Source organism: Bifidobacterium pluvialisilvae, from assembly GCF_019331695.1.
Lineage (GTDB): Bacteria > Actinomycetota > Actinomycetes > Actinomycetales > Bifidobacteriaceae > Galliscardovia > Galliscardovia pluvialisilvae.
The window spans coordinates 102,484-128,123 of record NZ_JAHBBI010000006.1 but is presented as its reverse complement, the minus strand read 5'-3'; the positions used below and the strand labels follow the sequence as shown (position 1 = coordinate 128,123).

General features: G+C 64.0%; 18 protein-coding genes. 13 read left to right on the top strand and 5 right to left on the bottom strand.

Translation table 11 applies throughout. From position 1 onward, the window contains the following. The first annotated feature begins 2 nt into the window (after positions 1-2). From grpE to KIH77_RS06365, 3 genes are all read left to right on the top strand, one after another. On the top strand, positions 3-650 hold the full coding sequence (gene grpE / locus KIH77_RS06375; protein WP_163200517.1) for a nucleotide exchange factor GrpE: 648 nt from the start codon (positions 3-5) through the stop codon (positions 648-650). Positions 651-917: 267 nt separating this feature from the next. Then, positions 918-1,952 carry a DnaJ C-terminal domain-containing protein gene (locus KIH77_RS06370; RefSeq protein ID WP_100511747.1) on the top strand — a complete coding sequence of 345 codons (1,035 nt, stop codon included), beginning with the start codon at positions 918-920 and terminating at the stop codon, positions 1,950-1,952. A 16-nt stretch (positions 1,953-1,968) separates the two neighbouring features. After that, on the top strand, positions 1,969-2,469 hold the full coding sequence (locus tag KIH77_RS06365; protein WP_100511694.1) for a heat shock protein transcriptional repressor HspR: 501 nt from the start codon (positions 1,969-1,971) through the stop codon (positions 2,467-2,469). A gap of 123 nt (positions 2,470-2,592) precedes the next feature. Here KIH77_RS06365 and KIH77_RS06360 read toward each other — a convergent pair whose 3' ends face one another. Further along, on the bottom strand, positions 2,593-3,489 hold the full coding sequence (locus KIH77_RS06360; RefSeq protein ID WP_163200518.1) for a helix-turn-helix transcriptional regulator: 897 nt from the start codon (positions 3,487-3,489) through the stop codon (positions 2,593-2,595). Positions 3,490-3,491: 2 nt separating this feature from the next. On the opposite strand from KIH77_RS06360, the gene KIH77_RS06355 reads away from it, so the two are divergent. The 3 genes from KIH77_RS06355 to KIH77_RS06345 all read left to right on the top strand — a co-directional run bounded on the left by KIH77_RS06355 (position 3,492) and on the right by KIH77_RS06345 (position 7,184). Then, positions 3,492-3,668 (top strand): hypothetical protein, encoded by a 177-nt coding sequence (locus KIH77_RS06355; RefSeq protein WP_219100245.1) that lies wholly within the window; start codon positions 3,492-3,494, stop codon positions 3,666-3,668. 128 nt (positions 3,669-3,796) lie between these two features. After that, complete coding sequence (locus tag KIH77_RS06350) at positions 3,797-5,203, top strand: MFS transporter (protein ID WP_219100244.1); 1,407 nt, start codon at positions 3,797-3,799, stop codon at positions 5,201-5,203. 22 nt (positions 5,204-5,225) lie between these two features. Continuing rightward, positions 5,226-7,184: a glycoside hydrolase family 127 protein gene (locus KIH77_RS06345; RefSeq protein ID WP_163200520.1), complete on the top strand. Its 1,959-nt coding sequence runs from the start codon at positions 5,226-5,228 to the stop codon at positions 7,182-7,184. Between the two features lie 147 nt (positions 7,185-7,331). Here the strand turns inward: KIH77_RS06345 and KIH77_RS06340 are convergent, their stop codons facing one another. After that, positions 7,332-8,393: a LacI family DNA-binding transcriptional regulator gene (locus KIH77_RS06340; RefSeq protein ID WP_100511690.1), complete on the bottom strand. Its 1,062-nt coding sequence runs from the start codon at positions 8,391-8,393 to the stop codon at positions 7,332-7,334. 230 nt (positions 8,394-8,623) lie between these two features. Continuing rightward, positions 8,624-10,084, bottom strand: a complete 1,461-nt coding sequence (locus tag KIH77_RS06335; protein WP_163200521.1) for an L-serine ammonia-lyase — start codon at positions 10,082-10,084, stop codon at positions 8,624-8,626. Positions 10,085-10,383: 299 nt separating this feature from the next. On the opposite strand from KIH77_RS06335, the gene KIH77_RS06330 reads away from it, so the two are divergent. After that, the gene (locus KIH77_RS06330; protein ID WP_163200596.1) at positions 10,384-11,400 is read left to right on the top strand and encodes a glycerophosphodiester phosphodiesterase family protein; all 1,017 of its coding nucleotides are present in this window, start codon (positions 10,384-10,386) and stop codon (positions 11,398-11,400) included. 20 nt (positions 11,401-11,420) lie between these two features. Here the strand turns inward: KIH77_RS06330 and rlmH are convergent, their stop codons facing one another. Beyond that, a complete protein-coding gene (gene rlmH / locus KIH77_RS06325) occupies positions 11,421-11,900 on the bottom strand; it encodes a 23S rRNA (pseudouridine(1915)-N(3))-methyltransferase RlmH (RefSeq protein ID WP_163200522.1) in 480 nt (159 codons plus the stop codon). Positions 11,901-12,153: 253 nt separating this feature from the next. Beyond that, positions 12,154-12,792: a uracil phosphoribosyltransferase gene (gene upp / locus KIH77_RS06320; protein WP_100511686.1), complete on the bottom strand. Its 639-nt coding sequence runs from the start codon at positions 12,790-12,792 to the stop codon at positions 12,154-12,156. Positions 12,793-13,069: 277 nt separating this feature from the next. Between upp and KIH77_RS06315 the strand changes: the two genes are divergently transcribed. The 6 genes from KIH77_RS06315 to KIH77_RS06290 all read left to right on the top strand — a co-directional run bounded on the left by KIH77_RS06315 (position 13,070) and on the right by KIH77_RS06290 (position 25,628). Continuing rightward, positions 13,070-13,501, top strand: coding sequence for a nucleoside deaminase (locus tag KIH77_RS06315; RefSeq protein ID WP_163200597.1), 432 nt, complete (start codon positions 13,070-13,072; stop codon positions 13,499-13,501). Positions 13,502-14,125: 624 nt separating this feature from the next. Continuing rightward, complete coding sequence (gene ilvA, locus KIH77_RS06310; protein ID WP_163200523.1) at positions 14,126-15,391, top strand: threonine ammonia-lyase; 1,266 nt, start codon at positions 14,126-14,128, stop codon at positions 15,389-15,391. 597 nt (positions 15,392-15,988) lie between these two features. Beyond that, the gene (locus KIH77_RS06305; protein WP_219100243.1) at positions 15,989-20,038 is read left to right on the top strand and encodes a SpaA isopeptide-forming pilin-related protein; all 4,050 of its coding nucleotides are present in this window, start codon (positions 15,989-15,991) and stop codon (positions 20,036-20,038) included. A gap of 183 nt (positions 20,039-20,221) precedes the next feature. After that, entirely contained in the window at positions 20,222-21,841 is a 1,620-nt protein-coding gene (locus KIH77_RS06300; RefSeq protein ID WP_163200525.1) for a SpaH/EbpB family LPXTG-anchored major pilin, read from the top strand. A 189-nt stretch (positions 21,842-22,030) separates the two neighbouring features. Continuing rightward, positions 22,031-22,555 carry a transposase gene (locus KIH77_RS06295; protein WP_163200526.1) on the top strand — a complete coding sequence of 175 codons (525 nt, stop codon included), beginning with the start codon at positions 22,031-22,033 and terminating at the stop codon, positions 22,553-22,555. A gap of 133 nt (positions 22,556-22,688) precedes the next feature. After that, on the top strand, positions 22,689-25,628 hold the full coding sequence (locus KIH77_RS06290) for an ExeM/NucH family extracellular endonuclease (RefSeq protein ID WP_219100242.1): 2,940 nt from the start codon (positions 22,689-22,691) through the stop codon (positions 25,626-25,628). Positions 25,629-25,640 lie beyond the last annotated feature (12 nt).

Below are 25,640 nucleotides of genomic sequence, written 5' to 3'. Positions count from 1 at the left end.
TCATGTCTGAGTTCAACAAGGACGATTACCTGAACGACATGGAGGATGCCGAGTCGCTGAAGAACGACCCGGCATCCGCCGGCTCTGCCGCCGCTTCCTCCTCGGAAGCCCCCGCCAGCAAGGATGACAAGGCCGACGCCGACGCCAAGGGCGCTGACGCCGCTGACGCCAAGGCCGGCTCCGGCGATGCCAAGGCCGACGACGCCGACGAGCTCACCCCGCTTGGCAAGGCCAAGAAGGAGGCCGCCGACTACCTCGAGGCCCTGCAGCGCGAACGCGCGGAGTTCATCAACTTCCGCAACCGCAGCGCCAAGGAGAAGGACGTCTTCCGCCAGCACGGCATCATCGACGTGCTGACCGCGCTGCTGCCCGCGCTCGACGACATCGACCGCATCCGCGAGCACAGCGAGATGGACGACTCCTTCAAGGCCGTGGCCGCGAAGATCGACAAGGCCTTCGAGAAGTTCGGCGTGGAGAAGTTCGGCGAGAAGGGCGAGGACTTCGACCCGACGAAGCACGACGCCATCCTGCACAAGCCGGATCCGGACGCCGAGAAGGAGACCGTGGACACCGTGGTCGAGGCCGGCTACCGCATCGGCGACCGCGTGATCCGCGCCGCCCGCGTCGTCGTCGCCTCCCCGCAGAACTGACCCTCCCTCCCAAGAGGCGTTATAAAAATCCTTTGCCGGCGGTCCTGATCAATGTGGATTGCCGGCAAAGGAACATTGCAGTGAATGCGGCTGTACCTAAGAGGGAGGGCGGCGTACGTTGCGCGATCGTAGGCTAGCGGCCGGCTTGTCCGGACGCGGGGCCGAACGGCCTTGAGTGTATCGCGCAATGTATGCCGCCCTCCCTCGACCACAGCATTGGAAACGAAATATCAATACATCAGATTCTTTTAGAAAGGAGACATGGAGATGGCTGAGAATGAATGGCTGAACAAGGATTTCTATAAGGTCCTCGGTGTCTCCAAGGACGCTTCCGAAGAGGAGATCACCAAGGCCTACCGCAAGCTGGCCCGCAAGTACCATCCCGATCTCAACAAGACCAAGGAGGCCGAGGAGAAGTTCAAGGACATCTCCGAGGCCTACGATGTGCTGAACAACAAGGAGCAGCGTCAGAAGTACGACGCCATCCGCCAGTTCGGCATGGGCGGCGCGCGCTTCGCCGGCGGCTCCGGCCAGGGCGGCTTCGACGCCAGCGGCTTCTCCGACATCTTCGGTTCGATGTTCGGCGGCGGTGCGGGCGGCCCGCAGGGCTCCTCGCGCATCCGCTTCTCCACGGGCGGCCAGGGCGGCCCCGATCTCAACGACATCTTCCAGGCGTTCGGCGGCGCGGCCGGCGCGGGCGGTCCGGGCGCCGGATTCGGCGGCGGCCGCAGCAGCTATCGCGAACCGCAGGAGCCGGTGCGTGGCAAGGACCGCAACTCCAAGATTAACCTGACGCTGCGTCAGGCGGTCAAGGGCGCCACGGTCTCGCTGAGCGTGGATGGCGGCAAGTTCAAGACGCATATCCCCGCCGGCGTGAAGGACGGCCAGAAGATTCGTCTGGCCGGCAAGGGCCACGCGGGCCAGTATGGCGGCGCGCATGGCGACCTGTACCTGGCCGTGCATGTGAAGTCCGACCCGAAGTTCAGCATGTCGGGCCGCGACATCGTCATGGACCTGCCCGTCACCGTCGCCGAGGCGGCGCTGGGCGGCAAGGTCTCCGCCAAGGACATCGACGGCAACGTCGTCACGTTCAAGGTGCCCGCCGGTTCGTCCAGCGGCGCCGAGGTCCGTCTCAAGGGCAAGGGCGTGGCCAGCCCGCGCGGCAACGGCGACCTGGTCGGCCGCGTGATGATTCAGGTGCCCGAGGGCCTGGGCTTCAAGCAGAAGAAGACGCTGAAGGAATTCGACGCCGCCAGCAGCGATTTCGCCGATCGCGTCGCGTCCGAACGTCTTGGCGAATAAGACGCGGTGATCGATTATGGCAAGGATCGCACCGAAGCTTCGCAAGGCGTACACGATGTGCGCCCAGGCCCTCGTGGCCGAGCGCGTCAGTCTTGACGCCGCCGAGGAGCTCGGTCTGAACGTCGATTTTCCGATCTTCAGCGTCGGACAGGCCGGCGAACTGGCCGACATCCATCCGCAGACGCTGCGGCAGTACGACCGTCTTGGGCTGATCGTGCCGCAGCGTACGCCGGGCGGGGCCCGACGTTATTCGCTGCGTGACATCGACAGGCTTTCCCAGGCTCAGCGCATGAGCCAGGAGGAGTCCATCAATCTCGCCGGCATCACGAGGATTCTCCAGCTGATGGAGGAGAACCGCCAGCTCAAACGGCAGAACCGCCAGCTGCGTCGCCGTATGGAGGGCAACGTCGTGTTCGAGGCGGGTGCCGACGGCGAGGTCATCGAGGTGCAGCGCGTGCGCCGCGTGCGCGAGCCGTCGCCGTACCGACGCACCATCCTGCAGATCACCGCACGATGATCCGCCGCCGATTATCGGCATACGCTCCTATCTGCTTGTCCGCGCGCGTTTTCGCGTGGTTCTCAACGCCGGTCGTTCCGCGACGACCGGCGTTTTTTCATTGTGCGGCAGGGCGCGACGTGATCAGACGTCCACCGGGTGCGGCTGGGCGCCGGTGTGGACGAGGTTGAGCGACCGCACCGTGCTGGGTGGCATGCCGTAGTGCTTGCGGAACAGCGTGGAGAAGTAGCTGGCGTTCGGATAGCCGATCATTTCGGCCACGCGTTGCACGGGGATGTCGGTGTTCGACAGCGCCTTGTACGCGTGCTCCATGCGGTAGGCGATGAGGTATTCGTTCGGCGTCATGCCCATCGCGGCCTTGAACGACCGGATGATGTAGCTCGAGTGCAGATGGAACGCCTCGGAAAGCGTGGCCGAGGTCACGTTCTCGCTGAAATGGTCATCGAGATGGCGACGTACCTTTTCGGCCAGCTGGAACGTGGTCGACTCCTCCTCGCCCATGATCTGCACGGTCTGCAATACGTCGAGAAACAGCTGCTGCGTCGGCCAGAAATTGTTCCGCATCGCGCTCGTGCTGGCGGAGAACAGGCGGTTGAACAGCGAATACAACGGCTGCGGCTCCTCGATTCGCCGCTGTCTGAGCAGATACATCGTCGGCTGCGGCGTGTGATAATGCAGGATCGGCACGTCGATCGACGAGCGCATGGGCGTCGGTTGCGGCCCGACGTCCCATGCGCTGGTGGCGGCGAAGTGCAGCCAGTAGTATTCCGTGGTCTCCGCGGTCGACTTCCATGAATAATGATGATGATTCGGCAGCAGAACGACGCTTTCGCCGGCGTCGACGGTCATGTTGTTGCCGTCCTCGGCGATGAACAGCCGGCCGTGCGTGACGACGATGAAGATGAAATACGGCAGCGTGCTGCGGTCGGGGTGCCGGTCGCCCGGCTGGAACACCGCGTAGTCGCCTTCGATGAAGGTCGGCGACGGAATGCACGATATCGATATGAATTCGCTGTTCATAGGTGCTCCTTCGAACGGTCGGGTCGCTGCCGGAGATGACGCTGCCGCCGGTCGGTGCCGCATCGTCGGATGATTCCGTCGAATCCACCGTTGCGCACGCGGTTGCGCACCTGAGCGGCAAGGTTCCGGCGGTTTCCGCGTTGTCCGCCGGTGCATGCGCGGTCTATCATAAGGCGTGATGCGCGGCGTCGGGCAGTGTCATATCTCAAAAGACTTTGTCATGATAGCAAAAGGAAAAGGCTTTTCGCAAACGCGAAAATAATTAATATGATTTTCGACAAACGTTCGCAACGAAAGCGAGAAAACTATGAGCAGCAACGTTAGCTCCTCAGTGAAACATTCTGTGAGGGAGAAAATCGCATACTCCTTCACTGATATGGCAGGCAACCTGCTGTACGTGACGATCTCGTCGTACATCATGTACTTCTACACCAACGTGTTCCACATCCCGGCCGCAGGCGCCCTGGGTGCGGGCACCATCCTGCTGGTGGCGCGCTTCGCCGACGCCATCTCCGCGGTCGTCTGGGGATCGATCGTGGACCACACCAACACCAAGTGGGGCCAGAGCCGTCCGTGGTTCCTGTGGCTGTGCATTCCGTTCGCCGTCACCGTGTTCATCGCCTTCACCGCCCCGAGCCTGCCGGAAGGCGCCCCGAAGTTCTGGTACGCGCTGATCACGTACATCCTCGCCGCCGGCGCCGTGTACACCGGCATCCAGACGCCCATCACCGCCATCCTGCCGAACCTCACCGACGACCCGGTTGAGCGCAACAACGCCAACTCCTTCCGTATGGCCGGTGGTCAGATCGGCTCCTTCATCACCTCGTCCTTCACCATCCCGCTTGTCGGCTTCTTCGGCGTGAAGTTCGGCGGCGGCGACAAGACCGGCTTCATGATCGTCACCGCGATCTGGGGCATCGTCGCCATCATCCTGCTGCTCTTCTCCTTCAAGAACCTCACCGAGCACAACTACCGTCCGGAACTCAACAAGCCGATTCCGCTCAAGGACTCCCTCAAGGCCGCCAAGGGCAACTGGCCGTGGATCATCCTCGTCGTCGCCTTCGTCATCTACTGGGTCGCCCAGTCCACCCGTAACGGCGTCTCCACCTACTACGCCCAGTACGTGCTCAACAACCGCGACCTGACCTCCATCTTCAACGGCGTGCAGGTGCTCGGCCTCGTCGGCACCATCGCCATGCCGATCCTCGCCAACAAGCTGAAGAACAAGACCCTCACCATGCAGATCGGCCTCATCATCGGCGGACTCGGCCAGGCCCTCATGCCGCTCGCCGGCCACAACGTGCCGCTGCTGGTCATCTTCTGGACCGTCGGCGTGCTCGGCGCCGCCATCGCCATCGGCATGCCGTTCGGCATGCTCGCCGACACCGTCGACTACGGCGAATGGAAGACCGGCGTCCACGCCGCAGGCTTCCTGACCGCCGTCGGCTCCGCCTTCTGCATCCAGGTCGGCTCCGGCTTCGGCGCCTTCCTCCCGCTCGAGATCATGGGCGCCGCCGGCTACGACGCCAATCTCGAAGTGCAGTCCGCCAGTGCGCAGTCCGCCATCAGCTTCTGCTTCATCTGGCTGCCGGTGATCGTGTACATCATCGTCGGCGTGATCATGTGCTTCTACCGCAAGTTCGAGAAGATGGAGCCGCAGATCAAGGCCGAGCTCGCCGAGCGTCACGCCAAGGCCGAAGCCGCCGCCAAGTAAGGCAGATATTTAAGGAACATCCATGACGTATTCAGCACCCAAGGTCGAGGTCACCTCCGCATTCTGGAAGAACTACCGCGACCTCGTCGCCAAGAAGGTCCTGCCCTACCAGTGGCAGGTCATCACCAACCAGATCGAGGTCGACCTCCCGCTCGACCCCGGCGGCAACCCCACCACCGGCGACACCCTCAGCTACGCCGTCGAAAACCTCAGGATCGCCGCCGACCAGGCCGAAGGCAAGTTCCACGGCATGCCGTTCCAGGATTCCGACGTCTACAAGTGGCTCGAATCCGCCGCCTACGCGCTGCAGGACCACGACGACGCCGACCTCAAGGAGATCGCCGACGGCGTGGTGGATCTCATCGCCGCCGCCCAGCAGCCCGACGGCTACATCGACACCTTCTTCCAGATCAAGTGGCCCGACCGCAAGTTCGCCCGCATCCAGCAGTCCCACGAGCTCTACACCATGGGCCACTACATCGAGGCCGGCGTCGCCTACTACGAGGCCACCGGCAACGAAAAGGCCCTCGACATCGCCAGGAAGATCGCCGCCTGCATCGGCGAGCACTTCGGCGACGAGGCCGGCAAGGTGCACGGAGCCGACGGCCACCCCGAGATCGAGCTCGCGCTCGCCCGCCTCGCCGAGGTCACCGGCGAAAGCAAGTACGCCGAACTCGGCCGCTGGTTCCTCCATGTGCGCGGCAAGGACCCGGAGTTCTACGACAAGCAGAACAAGGCCGACGGCTGGGACCGCGACTTCTTCGAACAGATCAAGTACCTGCCCCGCACCTACTACCAGGCCGCCGAGCCCGTGACCAAGCAGCAGGACGCCGAGGGCCACGCCGTGCGCGTGATGTACCTGTGCACCGGCATGGCGCACATCGCCCGCCTCACCGGCGACGACAGCCTGCTCAAGGCCTGCCACACGTTCTGGGAGAGCGTCGTGCACAAGCGCATGTTCGTCACCGGCCAGATCGGCACCACCAAGGAAGGCGAGTCGTTCACCTACGACTACGACCTGCCGAACGACGCCGAATATGGCGAGACCTGCGCCTCCGTGGGCATGAGCTTCTTCGCCCGCCGCATGCTCGAGCTCGAGCCCAAGGGCGAATATGGCGACGTGCTCGAAAAGGAGCTGTTTAACGGCTCCATCGCCGGCATGGCGCTCGACGGCCGCCACTTCTACTACGTCAACCCGCTCGAGGTGGACCCGCGCAAGCTCAAGGGCAACCCCGACTTCCGCCACGTGCTCGCCGAACGCGCCGGCTGGTTCGCCTGCGCCTGCTGCCCGGCCAACCTCTCGCGACTCATCGCCTCCGTGGATCGCTACATCTACGCGGTGCAGGACGACGGCACCATCCTCGCCGACCAGTTCATCGCCAACAAGGCCACGTTCCAGGGCGGCGTGGTGATCGAGCAGCGCAGCAACTTCCCGTGGGAGGGCCACGTCGAATTCACCATCGACAACCCCGAAGGCGCCGAATTCCGCTTCGGCATCCGCATCCCCGCATGGTCCAAGGGCGCATTCACGCTCGCGGTCAACGGCGAGGAGACCAGCGTGGAGCCCGAAGACGGCTTCGTGTACTTGCCCATCGCCAGCGAGAAGACCGACATCGCCCTCGATCTCGACATGACCGTCAAGGAGCTGCGTGCCAACACCCGCGTGGCAGAGGATGCCGGCCGCGTGGCCGTCACCCGCGGCCCGCTCGTCTACACCGCCGAATCCGCCGACAACGACGGCGACCTGTGGCTCTACGCCATCAAGCCCGGCTCCGGCACCTACGAATTCAAGCCCGAACTCCTCGGTGGCGTCGGCACCATCACCGAACAGGGCGTGCGCGAGATCCAGGACGAATCCGACGACCTCTACCTGCCCGCCGGCTCCCAGAAGACCGAGGCCGCGACGGTGAAGTTCATCCCGTACTACGCATGGGCCAACCGCGGCGAGGGCCAGATGCGCGTATGGCAGAGGACCATCTGATTTTCGTCGGATAGGTCGGGCCGGATATATGATTACCGACACACTCAAGGCCGTTCGGCCGGGAGGCTTCGCCTCCCAAGCTTACGGTCGGCAATCATATATCCGGCCCTCTGCTTCTCTAACCCGAATGCGGTTGGAGCGTGATTTTTACATCGGCAGGGTGGATTCGCGCTGGACCAGACGGCACGAAATGCTTTCCACGCCGTGATGGGGCCGCCCGTTGATGGCGTCGATCAGCGCACGCGCCGCCACATGCCCCAGTTCCTCCGGGCAGTTGTCGATGCTCGTGAGCGGCGGGTCGGCGTCCGGCGCCAGCATATCGCGGTTGTCGTGGCCGATGACCGCCACCTGCGAGGGGATGCTGATGCCGCGTTCCTTGAGCACGTCCATGCAGCCGCGGGCGATGCCGTCGCACTGGCAGACCACGGCGTCGAAATCCACGTTCTGGTCCAGCAGCAGTCGTGTGGCCGCGCGACCCCACGATTCCGTCCACTGCGAGAAACGAACCGGGCCCGCCGGCTCCAATCCGGCCTCATGCAACGCCTTCAGCGAGCCGTTGAGACGGGCCTGCGCCGAACTCGGCGATCCCAGCAGCAGATTATGCGCGTTCGGCGTCGTATCGCTGCCGCCGATGATGGCGATCTTGCGCTTGCCGCACGACAGCAGATGATTCACCGCCATCTCGCCGGCCTCGACGTTGTCGCATACGACGGAGCAATCGTCCGCGTTGTCCGACGGCGCGTACACGTAGACCACCGGCACGTTGTCCGGCACGTCGAGATGCGGACGCGGGTCGGTTTCGTCGCCCACGATCAGCAGGCCATCGACGTTGCGGGACAGCAGGAACGACAGATGATTGCGTTCGAGCAGCGCATCGCCGCGCGCATTGCACAGCAGCACCGTGTTCGAGGTGACGCCGAACTCGTCCTCGGCGCCCAGCAGGATCGGCGTGCAGAAGCGGCCGGTCAGATCGGATGTGATGACGCCAATCGAATTCGTACGTCCGGAAATCAACGACTGCGCCTGCGCATTGGGAATGTATGACAGCTTTTCCGCAGCTTCCTGAACCCGTCGTCGTGTGGCATCGCTTACGCGCGGCTGATTGTTCAGAGCCTTCGAGGCCGTGGCCAGCGAAACCCCGGCCGCAGCCGCAACTTCGGCCAAAGTGGTCTTGCGCGTGCCAGAATGAGGTGGTTCTACTGCAGTCATTCCCATGCTTTCTCAAGTTTCGTTCATCGTCATTGTAAACGAAAGGGGTTGTTTTCTCTTCGGCGGTGTCCGTTCCTTACAGCTTTTCCTTGATTTTCCCTTGTTTTCCGCCGGCGTGGGCGGAAATCGACGAGGGAGGGGGTGTCCGTGCGGCGACGACGCGTGCGGTGTGCCGGGGCCGTGATGCCCCTCTGACGGAAAATGGTTTTCGCGACCCGGCCGTATGACATTCAGCATTCGGTGACGTTGACGGCAAGGCCGCCGCGCGACGTCTCCTTGTACTTGCTCTTCATATCGAGGCCGGTCTCCTTCATCGTACGAATCGCGGAATCCAGCGACACGATATGCGAGCCGTTGCCCAGCAACGCCATACGGGCCGCATTGATGGCCGTGTTGCTCGCCATCGCATTGCGTTCGATGCACGGAATCTGCACCAGGCCGCCGATGGGGTCGCACGTCAGGCCGAGGTTATGTTCGATGCCGATCTCGGCCGCGTTCTCCACCTGCTTCGGCGTGCCGCCCAATACGGCGCACAATCCGGCCGCCGCCATCGAACAGGCCGACCCCACCTCGCCCTGGCACCCCACCTCGGCGCCGGAAATCGACGCATTGCGCTTGAACAGATACCCGACCGCGGCCGCCGTAAGCAGGAAATCGACGACCCCCGTGGGATTCGCGCCGTCGACCAGCCACCAGTAATAATGCAGCACCGCCGGAATGATGCCCGCCGACCCATTCGTCGGCGCCGTGACGATACGGCCGCCGCCGGCGTTCTCCTCGCTCACGGCCAACGCGAACAGATCGACCCATTCGGCGTCCGACGCGCGCGACAGCAGCATATTGCGGTCGGTGTGGCCGTCGAAGATATCGGCGCTGCGCGGCTTCAGCCGCTGATACACCGTCGCCGCGCGCCGCGGCACATGCAGCCCGCCCGGCAGCGTGCGCTCCGTGCTCGTGCAGCCGTTGCGCACGCAGTCGCGCATCGTCTTCCACACGGAATACAGCCTCACGCGTGTCTCCTCCTCCGGGCGGAACGCGGCCTCGTTGCGCCACACCACGTCGGCGATCGACAGCCGTTCGCGCTCGCAGATGGCGATGAGCTCGGCGGCGGAGGAGAAGGGGAACGGCACGGTCACGCCGTTGTCATCGGCGTTGTCGTCGTTGTGCCCGGCTCCGGCATTGCCGCTGCCGCCGCGTCCCTTGCCCCGGACCTTGCTCTGCAGCTCGTCCTCATAGGCGATGAATCCGCCGCCGATCGAATAGATGACGTCCTCGACGATCAGATGGCCGTCGGCGTCGAGCGCGCGGAACAGCATGCGGTTCGGATGCAGGCGCGGCGCATGCCAGGTGTCGAATTCGATGTCGGAACGGTCGAACGGAATCTCCTTCGTGCCGGCGAGCAGCAAACGGCCGGAATCCGAGCAGCGGTCCAGATCGTGGAGCACGTCGTCGGGGTCGACGGTCTCGGGCTGCTTGCCCTCGAGACCGGCGAGGGCGGCGCGGTCGGTGCCGTGCCCAAGGCCGGTCTGCGCGAGCGAGCCGTACAGCGTCACATGCACGCGGGCGGTTTTCGCCAGCAGGTCGCGCTCGACGAGCGACGAGACGAAGGCGCAGGCGGCCCGCATCGGGCCGACGGTATGCGACGACGACGGTCCGATACCGACGGAGAACATATCCAATGTGCTGAGCATCAACGCCTCCCTTGCCCAACGGCATTCCTGCAATATTCCTGCAATCGTCATATGCGCCTGTTTTGTCTGATTCGGTGCCGACGAAACCACCGGAATCCGAACTAGACTGAGTTCTAGCCGCACACTGTATCGGGAAAACCGTTCGGTTGGGTTACGACGCATGCCGTGAGGCGACGGCGTCGGTGCCGAATCGGCGTACGGCATTGCGGCAGTGCGACGCATGGCGCAAGACAAGGCGTGAAACACGAGGTGCAAAGGAGAACGCAGTGGCTGGAAAACGACTGGTCAGAAGGCGTGGAATCGGAACCGCGATCACCGGCGTGGCGATCACCGGCGGCGTGGCGGCCGGCATCGGCGCGTGGGCACTGGCGCCGCGTTCGCTCATCGACTCCCGGCAGAACAAGGTGCCGGCCATCCCGCATGTGAAGTACGCGCACCGAGGTCTGCACGACGCCGGTTCGGGGCTCGACGTCGGCACCGTGAACGAGCGTTGCGCCTACGTCGACCTGGCGCGCCGCTGCGCCATCAAGGCCGGGTACGCCGACGAATCGTTCGAGGGGCCGGTGGCGCCGGAGAATTCGCTCGCGTCGTTCGCGGCGGCATGCGTGGCCGGTTACGGCATCGAACTCGATCTGCAGTTGACCCGCGACGGACAGGTCGTGGTCGTGCACGACGCCGACCTGAAGCGTGTGGCCGGCGATCCGCGGAGGATCAAGGACCTGACGTATGAGGAGCTGAAGAACATCCCGCTGTTCCCCGCGCCGGCGAAGTCGGGCGACGCGACGGCCGTGGCGCGCGGCGACGGCAGGTGGGACGAGCGGCCGGAAGGCTACTACCAGCATGTGCCGCTGTTCTCCGACGTGCTGGACGTCGTCGGCGGCCGTGTGCCGCTGATCGTGGAATACAAGTTCGACGACTACGGCTGGGATGACGCCGCCGAGGAGCTGATGGAGAAGGGCGACGAACTGCTGCAGGCGTATCCCGGCGCATACGTGGTCGAATCGTTCCACCCGGGCGCGGTGAACTGGTATCGCAAGCATCGGCCGTCGGTGAACCGCGGCCAGCTTGCCGAGAACGTCGCGTTCGGCAAGGGCGACTGGCGTGAATGGCTGTGTGGTCTGCTGGCGTTCAACTGGCTTGGGCGTCCCGACTTCGTGGCGTACGACTGGCACGGCGGCGACCTGCCGCAGGTGCGCTTCGCCCGCAAGCTTGGCGCGAAGACCGTGTCGTGGACCGTGCGTAGTTCGTTGGAATTCCAACGTTCCGATGAGTATTTCGACTATATGATCTTCGAGGCCTTCGTCCCGGGGGTGTAGCCGGTCCGTCGCCGGCGAACCTACTTGTGGTAGGGTTCGCCGGCGTTGATTTTGTAGGCGCGGTAGATCTGCTCCGCCAGGACCATGCGCATGAGCTGATGCGGGAACGTCATCTTCGAGAAGCTGAGCAGATAGTCCGCGCGTTTGAGAATCGCGTCGTCGAGGCCGATGGAGCCGCCGATGACGAACTGGATATGACTGGTGCCATGCAGGCCGAGGTCGTTGATGTGTGCTGCGAACCGTTCGGATGAGAGCTGTTTGCCGTTGATGGCGAGGGCGATGACGTAGGCGTCGTCGCGCAGGTGCCTGGCGATGCGTTCGCCTTCCTTGGATTTGATGAGCCGTTCGACGCCGTCGCTGGCGTGTTCGGGTGTTTTCTCGTCGGCCACCTCGATGATGTTGAATTTGCAGTAGCGGCCGAGACGCTTGGCATATTCCGCGATGCCGTCGCGCAGATAACGTTCCTTGATCTTGCCCACGCCGATGATGTCGATTCGCATAGGGCCCAAGTGTAGTGGATTAATGGAGCGTCCTCGTCGTTGCGGAAGGTTCGACGTACTCTTGTACGCCTTCACCGTCCGCGCCTAGAGGCCACACGCATTAATCCGCTGCGACGGCGCAGCCGCCACCCACCCGGCTGAAGGCGTGCCACCTACTGGGGGCGACGTCGATTAATGTGTGTGTCTTCAAGGTGCAGAGGGTGAAGGCGTACATAAGGTATGTCGAACCCTCTGCAACGCGGAAGACGCTCCATTAATCGACGACGCCATAAAGGCGGTCGCCGGCGTCGCCGAGACCCGGCACGATATACGCCTTGTCGTTGAGGTGATCGTCGACTGCGGCGACGACGACCTTGAAGTTGATGGCGGGGTCGACTTCCTGCTCGAGGCGCTTGAGGCCTTCGGGGGCGGCGAGCACGTCGATGCAGGTGATTTCGCGGGCGCCGCGCTCGGCGAGGTAGTGGATGGCGTCTATCATGGTGCCGCCGGTGGCGAGCATGGGGTCGACGAGGAAGACGTGGCGGCCGGTGAGGTCGTCGGGCAGACGGTTGGCGTAGGTGATGATCTGGAGGGTTTCCTCATCGCGCTTCATGCCGAGGAAGCCGACTTCGGCGGTGGGGATCATCTTGGCCATGCCGTCGAGCATGCCGAGTCCGGCGCGCAGGATCGGGACGATGATGGGGCGCGGGTTGGCGAGCTGCTTGCCGACCATGGGGGCGACCGGGGTTTCGATGGGCTTGTCCTCGACGAGAATGTCACGCGTGGCCTCGTAGGCTTCGAGCATGACGATCTCGGTGACGAGTTCGCGGAAGGTGCTGGACGGCGTGTTCTTGTCGCGCAGCACGGTGAGCTTATGATCCACCAGCGGGTGGGAGACAACATGCAGTTCCATAGTCATACTGTTCAGCTTAGTGGGTGGGATGGTGCGTACACGCTGCCTTGCGCGGTCGGGATGCGAGTTTTGCGGTTTTGTCCGCCGATATTCGTCGTGATGGAGCCGGTTTGGGGCTGAAATCGACGGTGGGGCCGTTTGCGGACCGTAAAACCGCCGTATCGGAACCGCCGTATCGGGAAGCCGATTGGGGGAGACCTGGCGGGCCGGGTGAGCCGTGTTGGGTAGAGTTGGGCGCATGTGTGGCGAATATCGGCGAATCAGGGATCGGCGGATGATGGACGAGGCGCTGGCGTTGGCGGCCGAGGCGGCCGAACACGGCGATGTGCCGGTGGGCGCCGTGGTGGTGGATGCGTCCGGCGCGGTCATCGGCCGTGGGCGGAACCGCCGCGAGGAGGGCGGCGATCCACTGGCGCATGCCGAGGTGGAGGCGATGCGTGAGGCCGCGTTGGCGCGGGGGAGTTGGAATCTGAGCGATTGCACGCTGGTGGTGACGTTGGAGCCGTGCCCGATGTGTGCCGGCGCGGTGCTGACGGCGCATGTGGGTCGTGTGGTGTTCGGCGCGTGGGATGCGAAGCTGGGGGCATGCGGCTCGGTGTGGGATGTGCCGCGCGACCCGCATGTGGGTTCGATGCCCGAGGTGGTGGGCGATGTGCGCGAACCCGAATGCCGTGCGCTGCTCGCCGATTTCTTCGCCGGGAAGCGGTGAATGCTCCGCTGAACGGCCCGATATCGGTAACACCGGCGAAACCGAGGGGCAACGGGAACTGTGGTTTTCCCTCGTAGGTTGTGAATCACAACGGCGGACATGAATCCGACGATGGGCTGTGATTCACGATTCGTGAATATTCGTGAACTGGCGATTCGATTCGTGGTTGTTGTGATTCGTGGTCGGGGATTCGCTGGCCGACGTTGCGCGACTCAAATATGAGGGGAGATGAGCGCGATGGACGAGATGATGGTCAGCCGGATCGATATCTTCCGGTTCGTGGCGGACAGGTTCTTCGCCGCCGTGCCTGCGAGACCGACGAGAGCCATGGCTTCCTCGCAGGCCTCTTCGCCGCGGACGATTCACGTCACCGTCACCATGCCGGTCGACGATGTGACCGGGGAATCCGCATCGGATGCCGATTCCGTGGTGAAGTGATCGCGATGACCATATTGATTCTTGCCGTTCTTTGGCGTTCGCTGCACGAGTTCGCCAGGGGGCGGCATCCTTCGTTGCATTAGTGCGCGGTCGACGCGGCGCGGCTTCGCGCCCGCTGCCCGAATTGCGGGACGACCCCCGCGAAAACCGCTCTCGTTGTTGATGCGGCGCCCTAAGATGAACCCCATGGATCAGAAAGACGTACTCAAGAATCTGCAGCGCGACCACGCCGAGGAGCTCAAGCTCGCAGCGAAGCGACTCAAGGGCACCGCGCGGCACACCCGCATCATCGAATCCCCCGCGCTGTCGGCCATGACCGGCCATAAGATTCTGCTCAAGCCGGAGAACCTGCAGGTCACCGGCTCGTTCAAGATCCGTGGCGCCTACAACAAGATCGCATCGCTTTCCGAAGAGGAACTGGCCCGCGGCATCGTGACCGCGTCCGCCGGCAACCACGCGCAGGGCGTCGCCTACGCCGCCCGTGAACGCGGCGCCAAGGCCACCATCTGCATGCCGCAGATCACCCCGCCGCTCAAGGTCGACGCCACCAAGGCGTACGGCGCCGACGTGGTGCTCTACGGCGACGTGTTCGACGAGGCCGCCGCCAAGGCCCGTGAACTGAGCGAGCAGGAGGGCATGATCTACGTGCCGCCGTTCGACGACTACGAGGTGCTGTGCGGCCAGGGAACCATCGGCCTGGAGATCCTCGACGACGTGCCGGACGTGACCGACGTGGTCGTGCCGCTCGGCGGCGGCGGTCTCGGCGCCGGCGTGGCGCTCGCCATCAAGACGTTCCGTCCCGAGGTGCGCGTGATCGGCGCCATCCCCGAGGGCAGCCCCGCGTTCCTCAATTCGTTCCGCGCCGGCCGCGTGGTCGAGGCCGACCAGGTGATGACCTCCGCCGAAGGCGTGGCCGTGAAGCATCCGGGCGACCTGACGTTCGCCCTGCTCAACGAGTTCCTCGACGACCTCGTCACCGTGACCGAGCGTGACATCAACGAGATGATCCTGCTCATGCTCGAGAAGCACAAGCTCGTGGTGGAGGGCGCCGGCGCCGTCTCGCTCGCCGCGCTCGAGCACCTGAACCTGCGCTCGCGCAAGTTCGCCGCGGCCCCCGGCCCGCATGTGGTCGTGCCGATCGTCTCCGGCGGCAACATCGACACCGTCACCATGGGCGCCGTCATCCAGAAGGGCATGATCGCCCGCGGCCGCATCATGAACTTCGAGGTCGACCTGCCCGATACGCCGGGTCAGCTGGTGAAGGTGGCCACGCTCCTCGCCGAGCATCGCGCGAACGTCATCGCGCTGGACCACGACCAGTTCAAGGCGTCGAACCACTACACGAACGCCGTGGCGCTCGGCGTGACCGTGGAGACCAACGGCCCCGATCATATCGACGAGATCCTCGCCGCCCTGCGCGACGCCGGCTTCCAGCCGCGTCGTGTGTACTGATCGTCGTGTACCGATACATCGGCTGATGTATCGGGGATTGAAACGATGATGTAAAGAAAAACGATGATATAAACGTCGTCGCGTGCCCGAACCGTTCTGCGGTTCGGGCACGATTCGTATCCGGCGTCCGTAATGCGGGCGTGTCGTGCATATGGTTTCATGACGTATTCCCTCCAAGGGTGGATGTGGGGTAGTGCGTATTGCGGCCGTGATTCGATGAAGATTCATCAATGACGATGGATTTCCCAGCAAATGCAACGATATTCGTTCGGTGTGCCGTGATGGCCATCTTCGCCGCCTTGATGAATCAGGGGGAATGACGTGTGGTCGATTTCGCAATGGGGGGTGGTGGGAGAATTTCATATGTCGGGGGACGTCAATGTTATGTAAGACAATACGGACTTCGTGGAATGAGATTTCCTCCCGACAATCGGGTGGGGTGGGTATACTCGGTCTTTGTGCGAGGGGATTTCGCGGTCCGTGGGTATCAATGCCGACGAAGTCATACTCGCAGTAGGTTTTTGAGGTTTTCGCAGAGAGAAGACGGAAGAGGTCGGTATGAAGTTTCCGAAGAGTACATCCTCTCGGGGGGAGGGTATGCGTTTCTGGCGTTCGCTGAAGCCCAAAAGCTCGTGGCGTTCGCTGGTCGCCTCGACGGTAGCCGTCTGCACGCTGGGTTCCATGGCGATCACCGGCGTGGCCGCGGCGAGTACGTACGCATCCGAATCGCAGCAGACGGTGTCCGGGCAGGCGACGGGCCGTCAGACGGCGGACGCCCAGCAGGGCGCGACGTCGTCGGCCACCGATGATGCCACGAATTCCACGAAGTCCGACGCCTCCGCGACTCCTACGGAAGCCGCGACGCCGTCCGACACGAAGACCGGCGACTCCGCCAAGACGGATGACAAGGCCGCCGCGAAGCCGGACGATACGAAGTCAGCCGACACGACGACGAACGATGCCGGGAATTCCGACGCAGCCGGCACCAAGGCGTCGTCCAAGGAGTCCAAGTCGTCCAAGGAATCCAAGGACACCGAGGTTGCGGCCGCCGACGATGCCGAGCATTCCGACTCCGAACTGGTCGACTGCAAGGCATACACGGGCGACGACTTCAATCCCAACACGGAATTCAACTCGAAGCCGAACTGCAAGCGCCCGACGACCGGCGTGGACAACAGCATCTTCGATGACTACATCGAGACCGACGACGTGCGCAACCCGGCCGGCACCACCACGAACCTGTTCGGCTACTGGTGGTATTCGGAGAACGCCGCAGATGCGCAGTACTACCCGCGCATGTACTGGAAGACCGGCATCAACAAGGGCCACCAGCTCCAGTTCAACCGCGATGCGGCCGGCTGGTCGAAGGCCGATTGGGACAAGACCAATCCGGACTACAGCGGCGACATGGACATGTACAAGAAGTACAACTCCACCAGGAACAAGGCCCCTCTGGCGAACGGTCACTACCTTTCCGGCATGGTCTACAACACACTGGACGACGGCTTCCCGAAGCTCAAGGCCGGCGCGACCACCACGGGCCTTCTGCGCGACGAGTCGCTGGCGTACCTGTTCAACACGTCGGCGCAGAACGGCAAGCGCTCGTACACGAACGTGAAGGGCCTGTTCCAGCTGCAGGACGGCTACTACACGTACGACAGCCAGAAGAACTTCGCCTCCTACGACAAGTCCTCGAACTCGTTCCGCCTGTACAAGGGCAAGGCCGTGAACACGAGCTCCAACACCGCCCCCGGCCAGTTCTTCCCGTTCAATACGGCCGCCGACGTGTTCAAGACGTCCAAAGGCAGGCCGGTGACGGACTCCTCCGGCAACCTGGTGATGAACGACAGCGTCAAGTCGGCCGGTCCCGCGCTCAACCACTACATGGGCCTGAGCATGAACAGCCGATTCGTGCAGAAGAACGACGGACGCACCGTCGACGGCACCAACAAGGACGTCACCTACGAATTCTCCGGCGACGACGACGTCTGGGTGTACATCGACGACGTGCTCGTGGGCGACCTCGGCGGAGTCCACGACCGTTCCTCGCTGAACATCAACTTCCACGACGGCACGGTAACCCGCGCCACCCTGAACAAGAACAACCAGGTGGTGGGCTCCACCGAGACCACGACGCTCAAGAAGCTGTACGCCGCCGCGGGCAAGACGGGCAACGCCGCCAACTGGCGCGGCGACACCTTCGCCGACGACACGTACCACACGCTGAAGTTCTTCTACATGGAGCGTGGCCACCTCGATTCCGACATGGCCCTGAAGTTCAACCTCGTCACCGCTCCGGAGAGCAACATCGTCAAGGTGGACCAGGCCGGCAAGGCCGTGCCGGGCGCCGAATTCACCCTGTACACCACCGACGCCTCGTATCGCGACACGAGGGCCGCCGTCGCCTCGGGCAAGACCGACGAGAACGGTGATCTGGACCTCGTCGACCAGACCACCGGCGCCCCGATCTTCATGGACGAGGTCGTCAAGGACTACGGCACCGACCACTTCATCCTCCGGGAGACGAAGGTTCCGGACGGCTACCGGCAGTCGGGCGACATGCATCTCAAATACGAGAAGAACAAATCCACCGGCGCCGGAACGAGCATCGACACCGGCGTGCTCGTCAGCGATCCGAGCACATCCAGTGCGGACGGCAACGCATGGGACACCGGCTCCCTGGCCATGGCCCAGGTGCAGGTGTCCGCTCCCGACGCGGAGAACATGTACTACACCGAGAATGGCACCAGTCATTCGCTTGACGAAGACGATCTCAAGAACGGCACGCTGTTCGCCGTGGTGTTCCAGAAGGACAACGACGGCAAGTGGCGCGGCATCTACGGCAACCAGATCGATGGCTGGAACGTCACCGATTCGGAGAACCAGGGCGGCGAGGCGGACATGCCCGCCGTGATGCAGGCGTTCAGGAAGAGCCCGCACACGTTCAGCATGTCGTCCAGCGGATCCTACGACGTGCTGCTCAGCGACCTGCCGGGCGACATCCGCGACTACTACTACTGGAGCGGCGACGGCGACGCCGCCAAGTATTCCGTGGGCTTCTACTGGTCCTCGGCCGGTGACTCCAAGAGCGTCACCGCCGAGAACACGCATCTGCTGGCCGACGAGGGCAAGGCGTCGTTCACCCGCACCTTCGCCGTGAAGCTCTACGTGACGAACATCCGCAACGCCGTCTCCGTGCAGAAGACCGACGAGAAGGGCAACCCGCTCAACGGCGCCGGGTTCGCGCTGTACAAGGCCACCGGCAACGCCGACTGCGACGCCACGTCCGCCGAGACGGTGCAGCGGACCTGCGGCCAGCCGGTCGACACGCTGACCACGGCCGACCACAGGTCGACAAGCACCAACGGAGCCGGCCTCGTGGTGCCGAGATTCAACGGCAACGGCACGTTCCCGAACCACGACGGCGTGATGCTGAGCAACGACTCCACCTACTACATCGTGGAAACGAAACAGCCGAAGGGCTACCAGCTCAACACCAGGCCCGTGAAGGTCGTCATCAACGACTACGGCGTGTTCGCCGACGCCGGCCAGAAGGACGACGGCGTGACCGTGGTCCGCGGCGTGGGCAACCTCGTGAAGACCATGGCGACCTACGGCGCCTCCGGCTCCGTGGACGGCACGCTCACCTGGCTGAAGCTGAAGGCCGGCCTGTACTCCAGCGCGGAGGACGAGAACTCCTCGATTGCGTTCGGCGGCACCACCGGCAAGAGCGTGAAGACAGCGAAGGTGGTGAACGGCAAGGTCGTGGACAATGCCGAGGCCGACGCCGACACCACGATTCGCGTGAAGTACGGCAGCTCGCCCAACACCGTGCTCCAGTACGAGCCGCGCACCGACGGCGGCAACCTCGTGTACGTGACCGACACCGATTACCTCATGCCGACCACCACGCAGGATGATGCCGAAGGCAAGCCCGGCGTCGGCCGCGTCGATCTGGGCGAGAAGCGTCTCAATGCCCTCGTCACCGGTTCCGTGATGGCCCGCATCGCCGACCAGCCGAACAAGACGGTCGCGAAGTTCGAGTTCCGCAAGGCCATCAAGGGCCGCGATTGGAAGAGCGCCGCCGATGGCGACAGCTTCACCATCAAGGCCTCGCAGGATGCGAACGTCCCCGCCCCGAAGAACGCCGCCGTGACCGTCGACAAGACGACCGGCGACGGGCTCGAAGGCTCCGACTCGTACCGGCACGTGACCTCCGACTTCGGCGACATCACATACACGACCACCGACCTCGAGGGCGCCGAATCCAGGACGTTCACCTACACGCTGTGCGAGCTGACCGGCGACGCCGCCAGCGACTGCGTGAACGGCCGGCACTACAACGCCACGAACAAGCTCTTCTATGACTCCAGCCAGTACAAGGCCAAGGTGACCGTGACGCTGCAGGACGACGGCTCGCTGAAGGCCGCCGTGGCATACACGGCCGCCGACGGCACCGCACTGGCCGGCGACGATGTGCCGCCGATGTTCGTGAACACGAACGCCGAGACCGCAGCGCTGCCGTTCACCGGTGGCACCACCGCCATGAACTGGCTGCTGCTTGGCGCGGCGCTCGCAGTGATGGGCCTGCTGTCCGGCGGCATCTACCGCGAGTGGAGGCGACGCCACCAGACCATCAGCCTCTAAGGGGGTTGAACGCCCTTCGGGGGGTTAAGGCTCCTAGAATAAAAGGGTGGGTGCGTGAGCGGTCACAGCCGCTCGTCATAACCAAACAGGATTTGCGGATCGGGGAAGGCTCCTGAACGGGCCGGAGCCCTCCGCGATTGCAGAACAGCAACAACCAAACAGGAAGACAGAAAGGGAGAACTCATGAAGATGAGGAAGCTCTTCGCAGGAATCGCCGCTGCAGCCACGCTGCTCGGCGGTCTTGCCCTCGGCGGCGCCACCGCGAACGCGGTCGACGCCGACGCCAACACCGGCGTGGTGACCAGCAACGCCACGTTCAAGTTCACGGTGGAGAACGCCGCCCAGTGGAGCAACCGCTCGCTGAGCTACTACAAGCTCGCCGACTACGTGCAGTACGACGCCAACACCGCCGATGCCACCGCCTCCGCCTATGGCGTGCAGACGGTGAACGGCCACAGTGCCGCCATCGAGGCCGCGCTGAAGACCGCCGGCATCACCGTTCCGACCGGCGTCGATCCAATGGCCTACGCCATGGGCCTCGAAACCGGCGGCCTCAACCAGTCCGCCGCCAAGCCGTGGAACGAGGGCACCACCCGCAAGTTCGCCGACGCGCTGAAGAACGCCCTGGCCGCCACCGACCTGACCGAGGCCACGCTGACCGATGACGCCGACAACACCAAGACCGTCAGCCTGCCGGCCGGCGTGTACCTGTTCCTCGACACCGCCGCCTCCTCGACGGACAACGATGCCAAGGTCCTGACCGCGCAGTCCGCCGCCATGGTCGTCTCCTCCGGCACGCTCGACAAGACCAACAAGGTCATCACCGACCCGACGACCGCCGCCGAGGTGAACCTCAAGAACCACATCACCACCGTGGCCAAGACCGCCGATGACAAGGACAACACCGTCTCCACCGGCCAGACCGTGCACTATACCGTCACCACCCAGCTGCCCATCACCACCGGTTTCGCCGACTACACCTTCAAGATCGTCGATACGCCCGGCGCCGGCCAGGACGTGAACAAGGACGTCAAGGTCACCGTCGACGGCACCGAGGTCACCGAAGGCACCGACTACGACCTGACCTACGACGACACGACCGATGCCGCCAAGTTCACCGCCGATGGCGCCAAGTCCTTCACCATCGACTTCGCCAAGCTGCTCGCCAACGCCGAATACAACACCAAGCCCTACTACGGCAAGACCGTCGTCGTGACCTACTCCGCCAAGGTGACTGCCGACACCGACCCCGTCACCAACGACGTCTCGGTGAACAACAACGGCACCGAGGTCAAGGACCACACCAACCTCACCCTCGGCAAGTTCGACTTCGTCAAGACCGACGCCCAGGGCAACGCCCTCGACGGCGCCAGGTTCAAGATCGAAGCCGCCGATGACGATGACACCGACGACGTCGTGCCCGTGACCCCGACCAACGCCGAGGCCGAAGCCGACGCGAACGGCAAGGTGGAGTTCAAGGGCCTCGCCGACGGCCGCTACCTCGTCACCGAAACCCAGGCTCCGAAAGGCTTCGCCAACTTCATGGCCAAGTTCTACGTGACCATCTCCGGCGGAGAGGCCACGGACTTCGAGGGCGCCGACGCCTGGGGCCTCGCCCCGAGCCTGAGCGGCAAGACCGACGATGACACCTACGCCGTGAAGAACGTGCGCAACATCACCGAGCTGCCGAAGACCGGTGCCGCCGGCATCGCCCTGTTCGCAGCCCTCGGCGTGCTGCTCGCCGGCGCCGCGGCCGCCGTGTTCGCCAAGTCCCGCAAGGCCAGCCGCATGCTGAACGCCTGATCGCATGATTCCGCAGCCGGCCTGATCGGCCGCGAATCATGAATCATCAGTGGCCGGGAGTCCGATGGATTCCTGGCCACTGGCGTCTGTGCGCTGCCTTCGTGCCGTGCCATTAGCGCCATCCCATCGATGGCGCCTCATCCCATCCGTGTAATCCCGCCTATATTTTCCATGCAAAGGAGCGTCGCCATGGCCAACAAGGAAATCGATTCGGAGATGAAATCCTATCTGGAATCGCTGCCCGCGGTCGAATCGGTGATGAGCGACAGAATCTACTACAGCGACACGTTCAAGCGCTACGTAGTGCAGCGGTACGCCGCCGGCGACTCGCCTACGCGCATCTTCCGGGAAGCGGGCCTCGGCCCCTCGATCATACGCAAGCGCATCGAACGCTGCATCGCCCGCTGGCACGACCGCGCTGCCGAACTCGGCGTCGACATCAGTGCGAACGCCGAACCCGTCGCCAAGCCGTCCGACTTCGCCGCCATCTCCCCGGTGGAGGCCGATCTTTCGGCCGAAAACACCGACGACGGCCGTCACCTCGCCGAAATCGAAATGCTGATGAGGCAGCAGGTGCTCCTGCTCGAAAAGATTCGCCGCAGCCTGCGTTCGGTGGAGCATCGTCTCAACACCCTCGAAGCCCATGGCTGCAACGATGCCCGTCGCGACATCGGTGCCGCCGTCGGCACCGATGTTTCCAATCCTGTCGTCTGACTACGTAATCGACTTTCGCTGTTCATCCAAAGGCGTTGCGTGATTCATCTTCCCTCCGCGTTCCGTTGCCGTTGCGACGATAGCGTGGATTCGTATGGCGGATATCCGTCTACGGAATCAATAGGGGAAGAACATGGACCGATTCATCAAACGTATTCAGGGAGGGCTGCTGGCGGCGTCGATGCTGCTCGCCGTGGCGGTCATCCCCGTGCAGACGGCGGCCGCCGATGAGGGCGGCTCGCAGCCGTCCGCCGGCGCGTCGTCGTACGCCGGCGTCGTCATCAACGAGGCGTATCTTTCGGGCGGCAGCAAGGGCGCCGCATACAAGAACAAGTTCGTCGAACTGTACAACACGACCGACAAGGACATCGATTTGACCGGTTCGTCGCTGCAGTACCGTTCGTCGGCGGGCACGGGCGCGGCGAACTCCAGCGCCGACCTCGCCGGCACCATCAAATCCAAGGGATACTACCTCGTCAAGGCTGGGTCGAACGGCGACAACGGCGCCGATCTGCCGGCGGCCGACGTCGACGCTACCGGCCTGAACGCCAGCGGCACCAAGGGCACGCTGCTGTTCGCCGCCACCACCGACAAGCTCAGCCCCGCGACCGGCGACACCACGGCGAACGCGCAGATCGTCGACGCGCTCGGATACGGCGCGACGAACACGTTCGAGAAGGCCGCGGCCACGGCGCCGACGTCCAACACCGACGTCAAGTCGCTTGACCGCACGAACGGCGTCGACACGAACGACAACAGCAAGGACTTCACGCTCAGCGCCACGATCACGCCGGGCAAGGCCAACGTCACCGATGGCGGCTCGCAGCCGAACCCCGACCCCGGCACCCAGCCCTCTGAAGACAAGACCATCGCCGAAATCCAGGGCGATGGTGACACCAGCCCGTATGTCGACAAGACCGTGACCACCAAGGGCGTGGTCACCGCCACCTACCCGGACGGCGGCTTCAACGGCTACACCATCCAGACGCCGGCGACCGGCGGCGACGTGAACCTCGCCACGCACAAGGCGTCCGACGGGCTGTTCGTCTACGACGGCACGAACACGAGGAACCTCAAGGCCGGCGACTACGTGGAGGTGAGCGGCAAGGTCAGCGAATACTACGGCCTGACCGAGCTCAACGCCACGAAGGCCACCAAGCTCAATGACAAGGTCGCCGACCCCACGCCGGCGAAGGTCGCGTTCCCGGCCAACGACACCCAGCGTGAGAGCCTCGAAAGCATGCTCGTGGCCCCGCAGGGCGACTACACCGTCTCCGACGTGTACAACACGAACAAGTACGGCGAGGTCGGACTGGCCGCCGCCAAGACGCCGTTCCTCAACCCGACCGTCAAGGGACTCAAGGGCGACGCCAAGACCGGCGCCGCATACCAGGCCGAAGTCGACCGTCTGGAATCCGAAAGCGTCACTCTCGACGACGGCTCCAGCCGCAACTTCCTCGACACGAAGTACCCGGACAACGCCAATACGCCGCTGCCGTACCTGAGCAACGACCGGCCCGTGCGCGTGGGCGAAAAGGTGACGTTCGACAAGCCGGTCGTGTTCGACTACCGCAACAACTCGTGGCGTTTCCAGCCGACTACGCGCCTGACCGGCGACAACGCGAAGGACGTGCAGCCGGTGACGTTCTCGAACACCCGCACCGACACCCCGGACCTCAAGACCGTCGGCGGTGACGTGAAGCTCGGCACGTTCAACGTGCTCAACTACTTCTCCACCACGGCCGACGAGACCGGCTGCTCCACGAAGAACGCCTACGTGGACCGCGCCGGCAACCCCGTGACCGCGAAGAACTGCGACGTGCGCGGCGCCTGGGACAAGACGAACATGGAACGTCAGCGCGCGAAGATCGTCAAGGCCATCAACAAGCTCGGCGCGGACGTCGTCTCGCTTGAGGAGATCGAGAACTCCGCCAAGGCCGCCAGCGTGGTGCCGGACTCGTTCAAGGGCAACCGCCGCGACTACGCGCTCTCCACGCTGGTCGACGCGCTGAACGCCGAGGCCGGCGCCGGCACGTGGGCCTACGTGCCCAGCCCGAAGACACTGCCCGCCCTCGACACCGAGGACGTGATCCGCACCGCGTTCATCTACAAGCCCGCCAAGGTCGCGACCGTGGGCGAGACGCACATCCTCACCGACTCCGACGCCTTCAACGGCAAGAACGGCTACGAACACGGCCGCCAGCCCGACGCGCAGGCGTTCAAGGCCGCGGGCGCCGCGGACTCGAACGCGTTCCTCGTCGTGGCCAACCACTTCAAGTCGAAGGGCTCGGCCAGCAACGAGCAGAACCAGGACCCGGGCGACGGTTCCGGCAACGCCGACTACACGCGTCAGGCCCAGGCCGACGCGCTGCTCAAGTTCACCGATTCGGTCAGGTCCGAGCTCGGTCTTGAGAAGGTGTTCCTCGTGGGCGACTTCAACGCCTACTACGCCGAGAAGCCCATCCAGAAGATCGTGGGCGCCGGATACACCGACCTGAGCGAACAGGTGAGCGAGAAGACCGGCAAGTACACGTACGCCTACACCGTCACCGACGACAAGGGCAACACGAACGGAGGCGTCGGCTCGCTCGACCACATCTTCGCCAACGCGGCCGCGCTCAAGGACGTCACCGGCGCCGACATCTGGAACATCAACTCCGTGGAATCCGTGGCCCTGGAGTACTCGCGCTACAACTACAACGCGAAGAACCTGTATGTCGCCGACCAGTTCCGCGCCTCCGACCACGATCCGGTCGTCGTCGGCCTCAAGACCGAGGCCTCGCAGCAGCCCGGAGGCAACGGCGGTGAACAGCCCGGCGGACAGCAGCCGAACAAGCCGAACAAGCCCGGTCAGGGCAGTGTTCCCGGCAATGACAACGGCAACGCCGGTTCCAACGCCGGCACGAATGTGAACGCCGGTGCCAACGGACAGTCCGGTGCCAACGGCCCGGCCGCATCGAGCGGCGCGCTGTCGAAGACCGGCGCGGCGATCGGCGGCATCGTGCTCGCCGTGGTTGTCATCCTCGGCATCGGATTCGCATCCATGCGTATGGCTCATCGTCGCCGTCACTGATGTACGACGTGC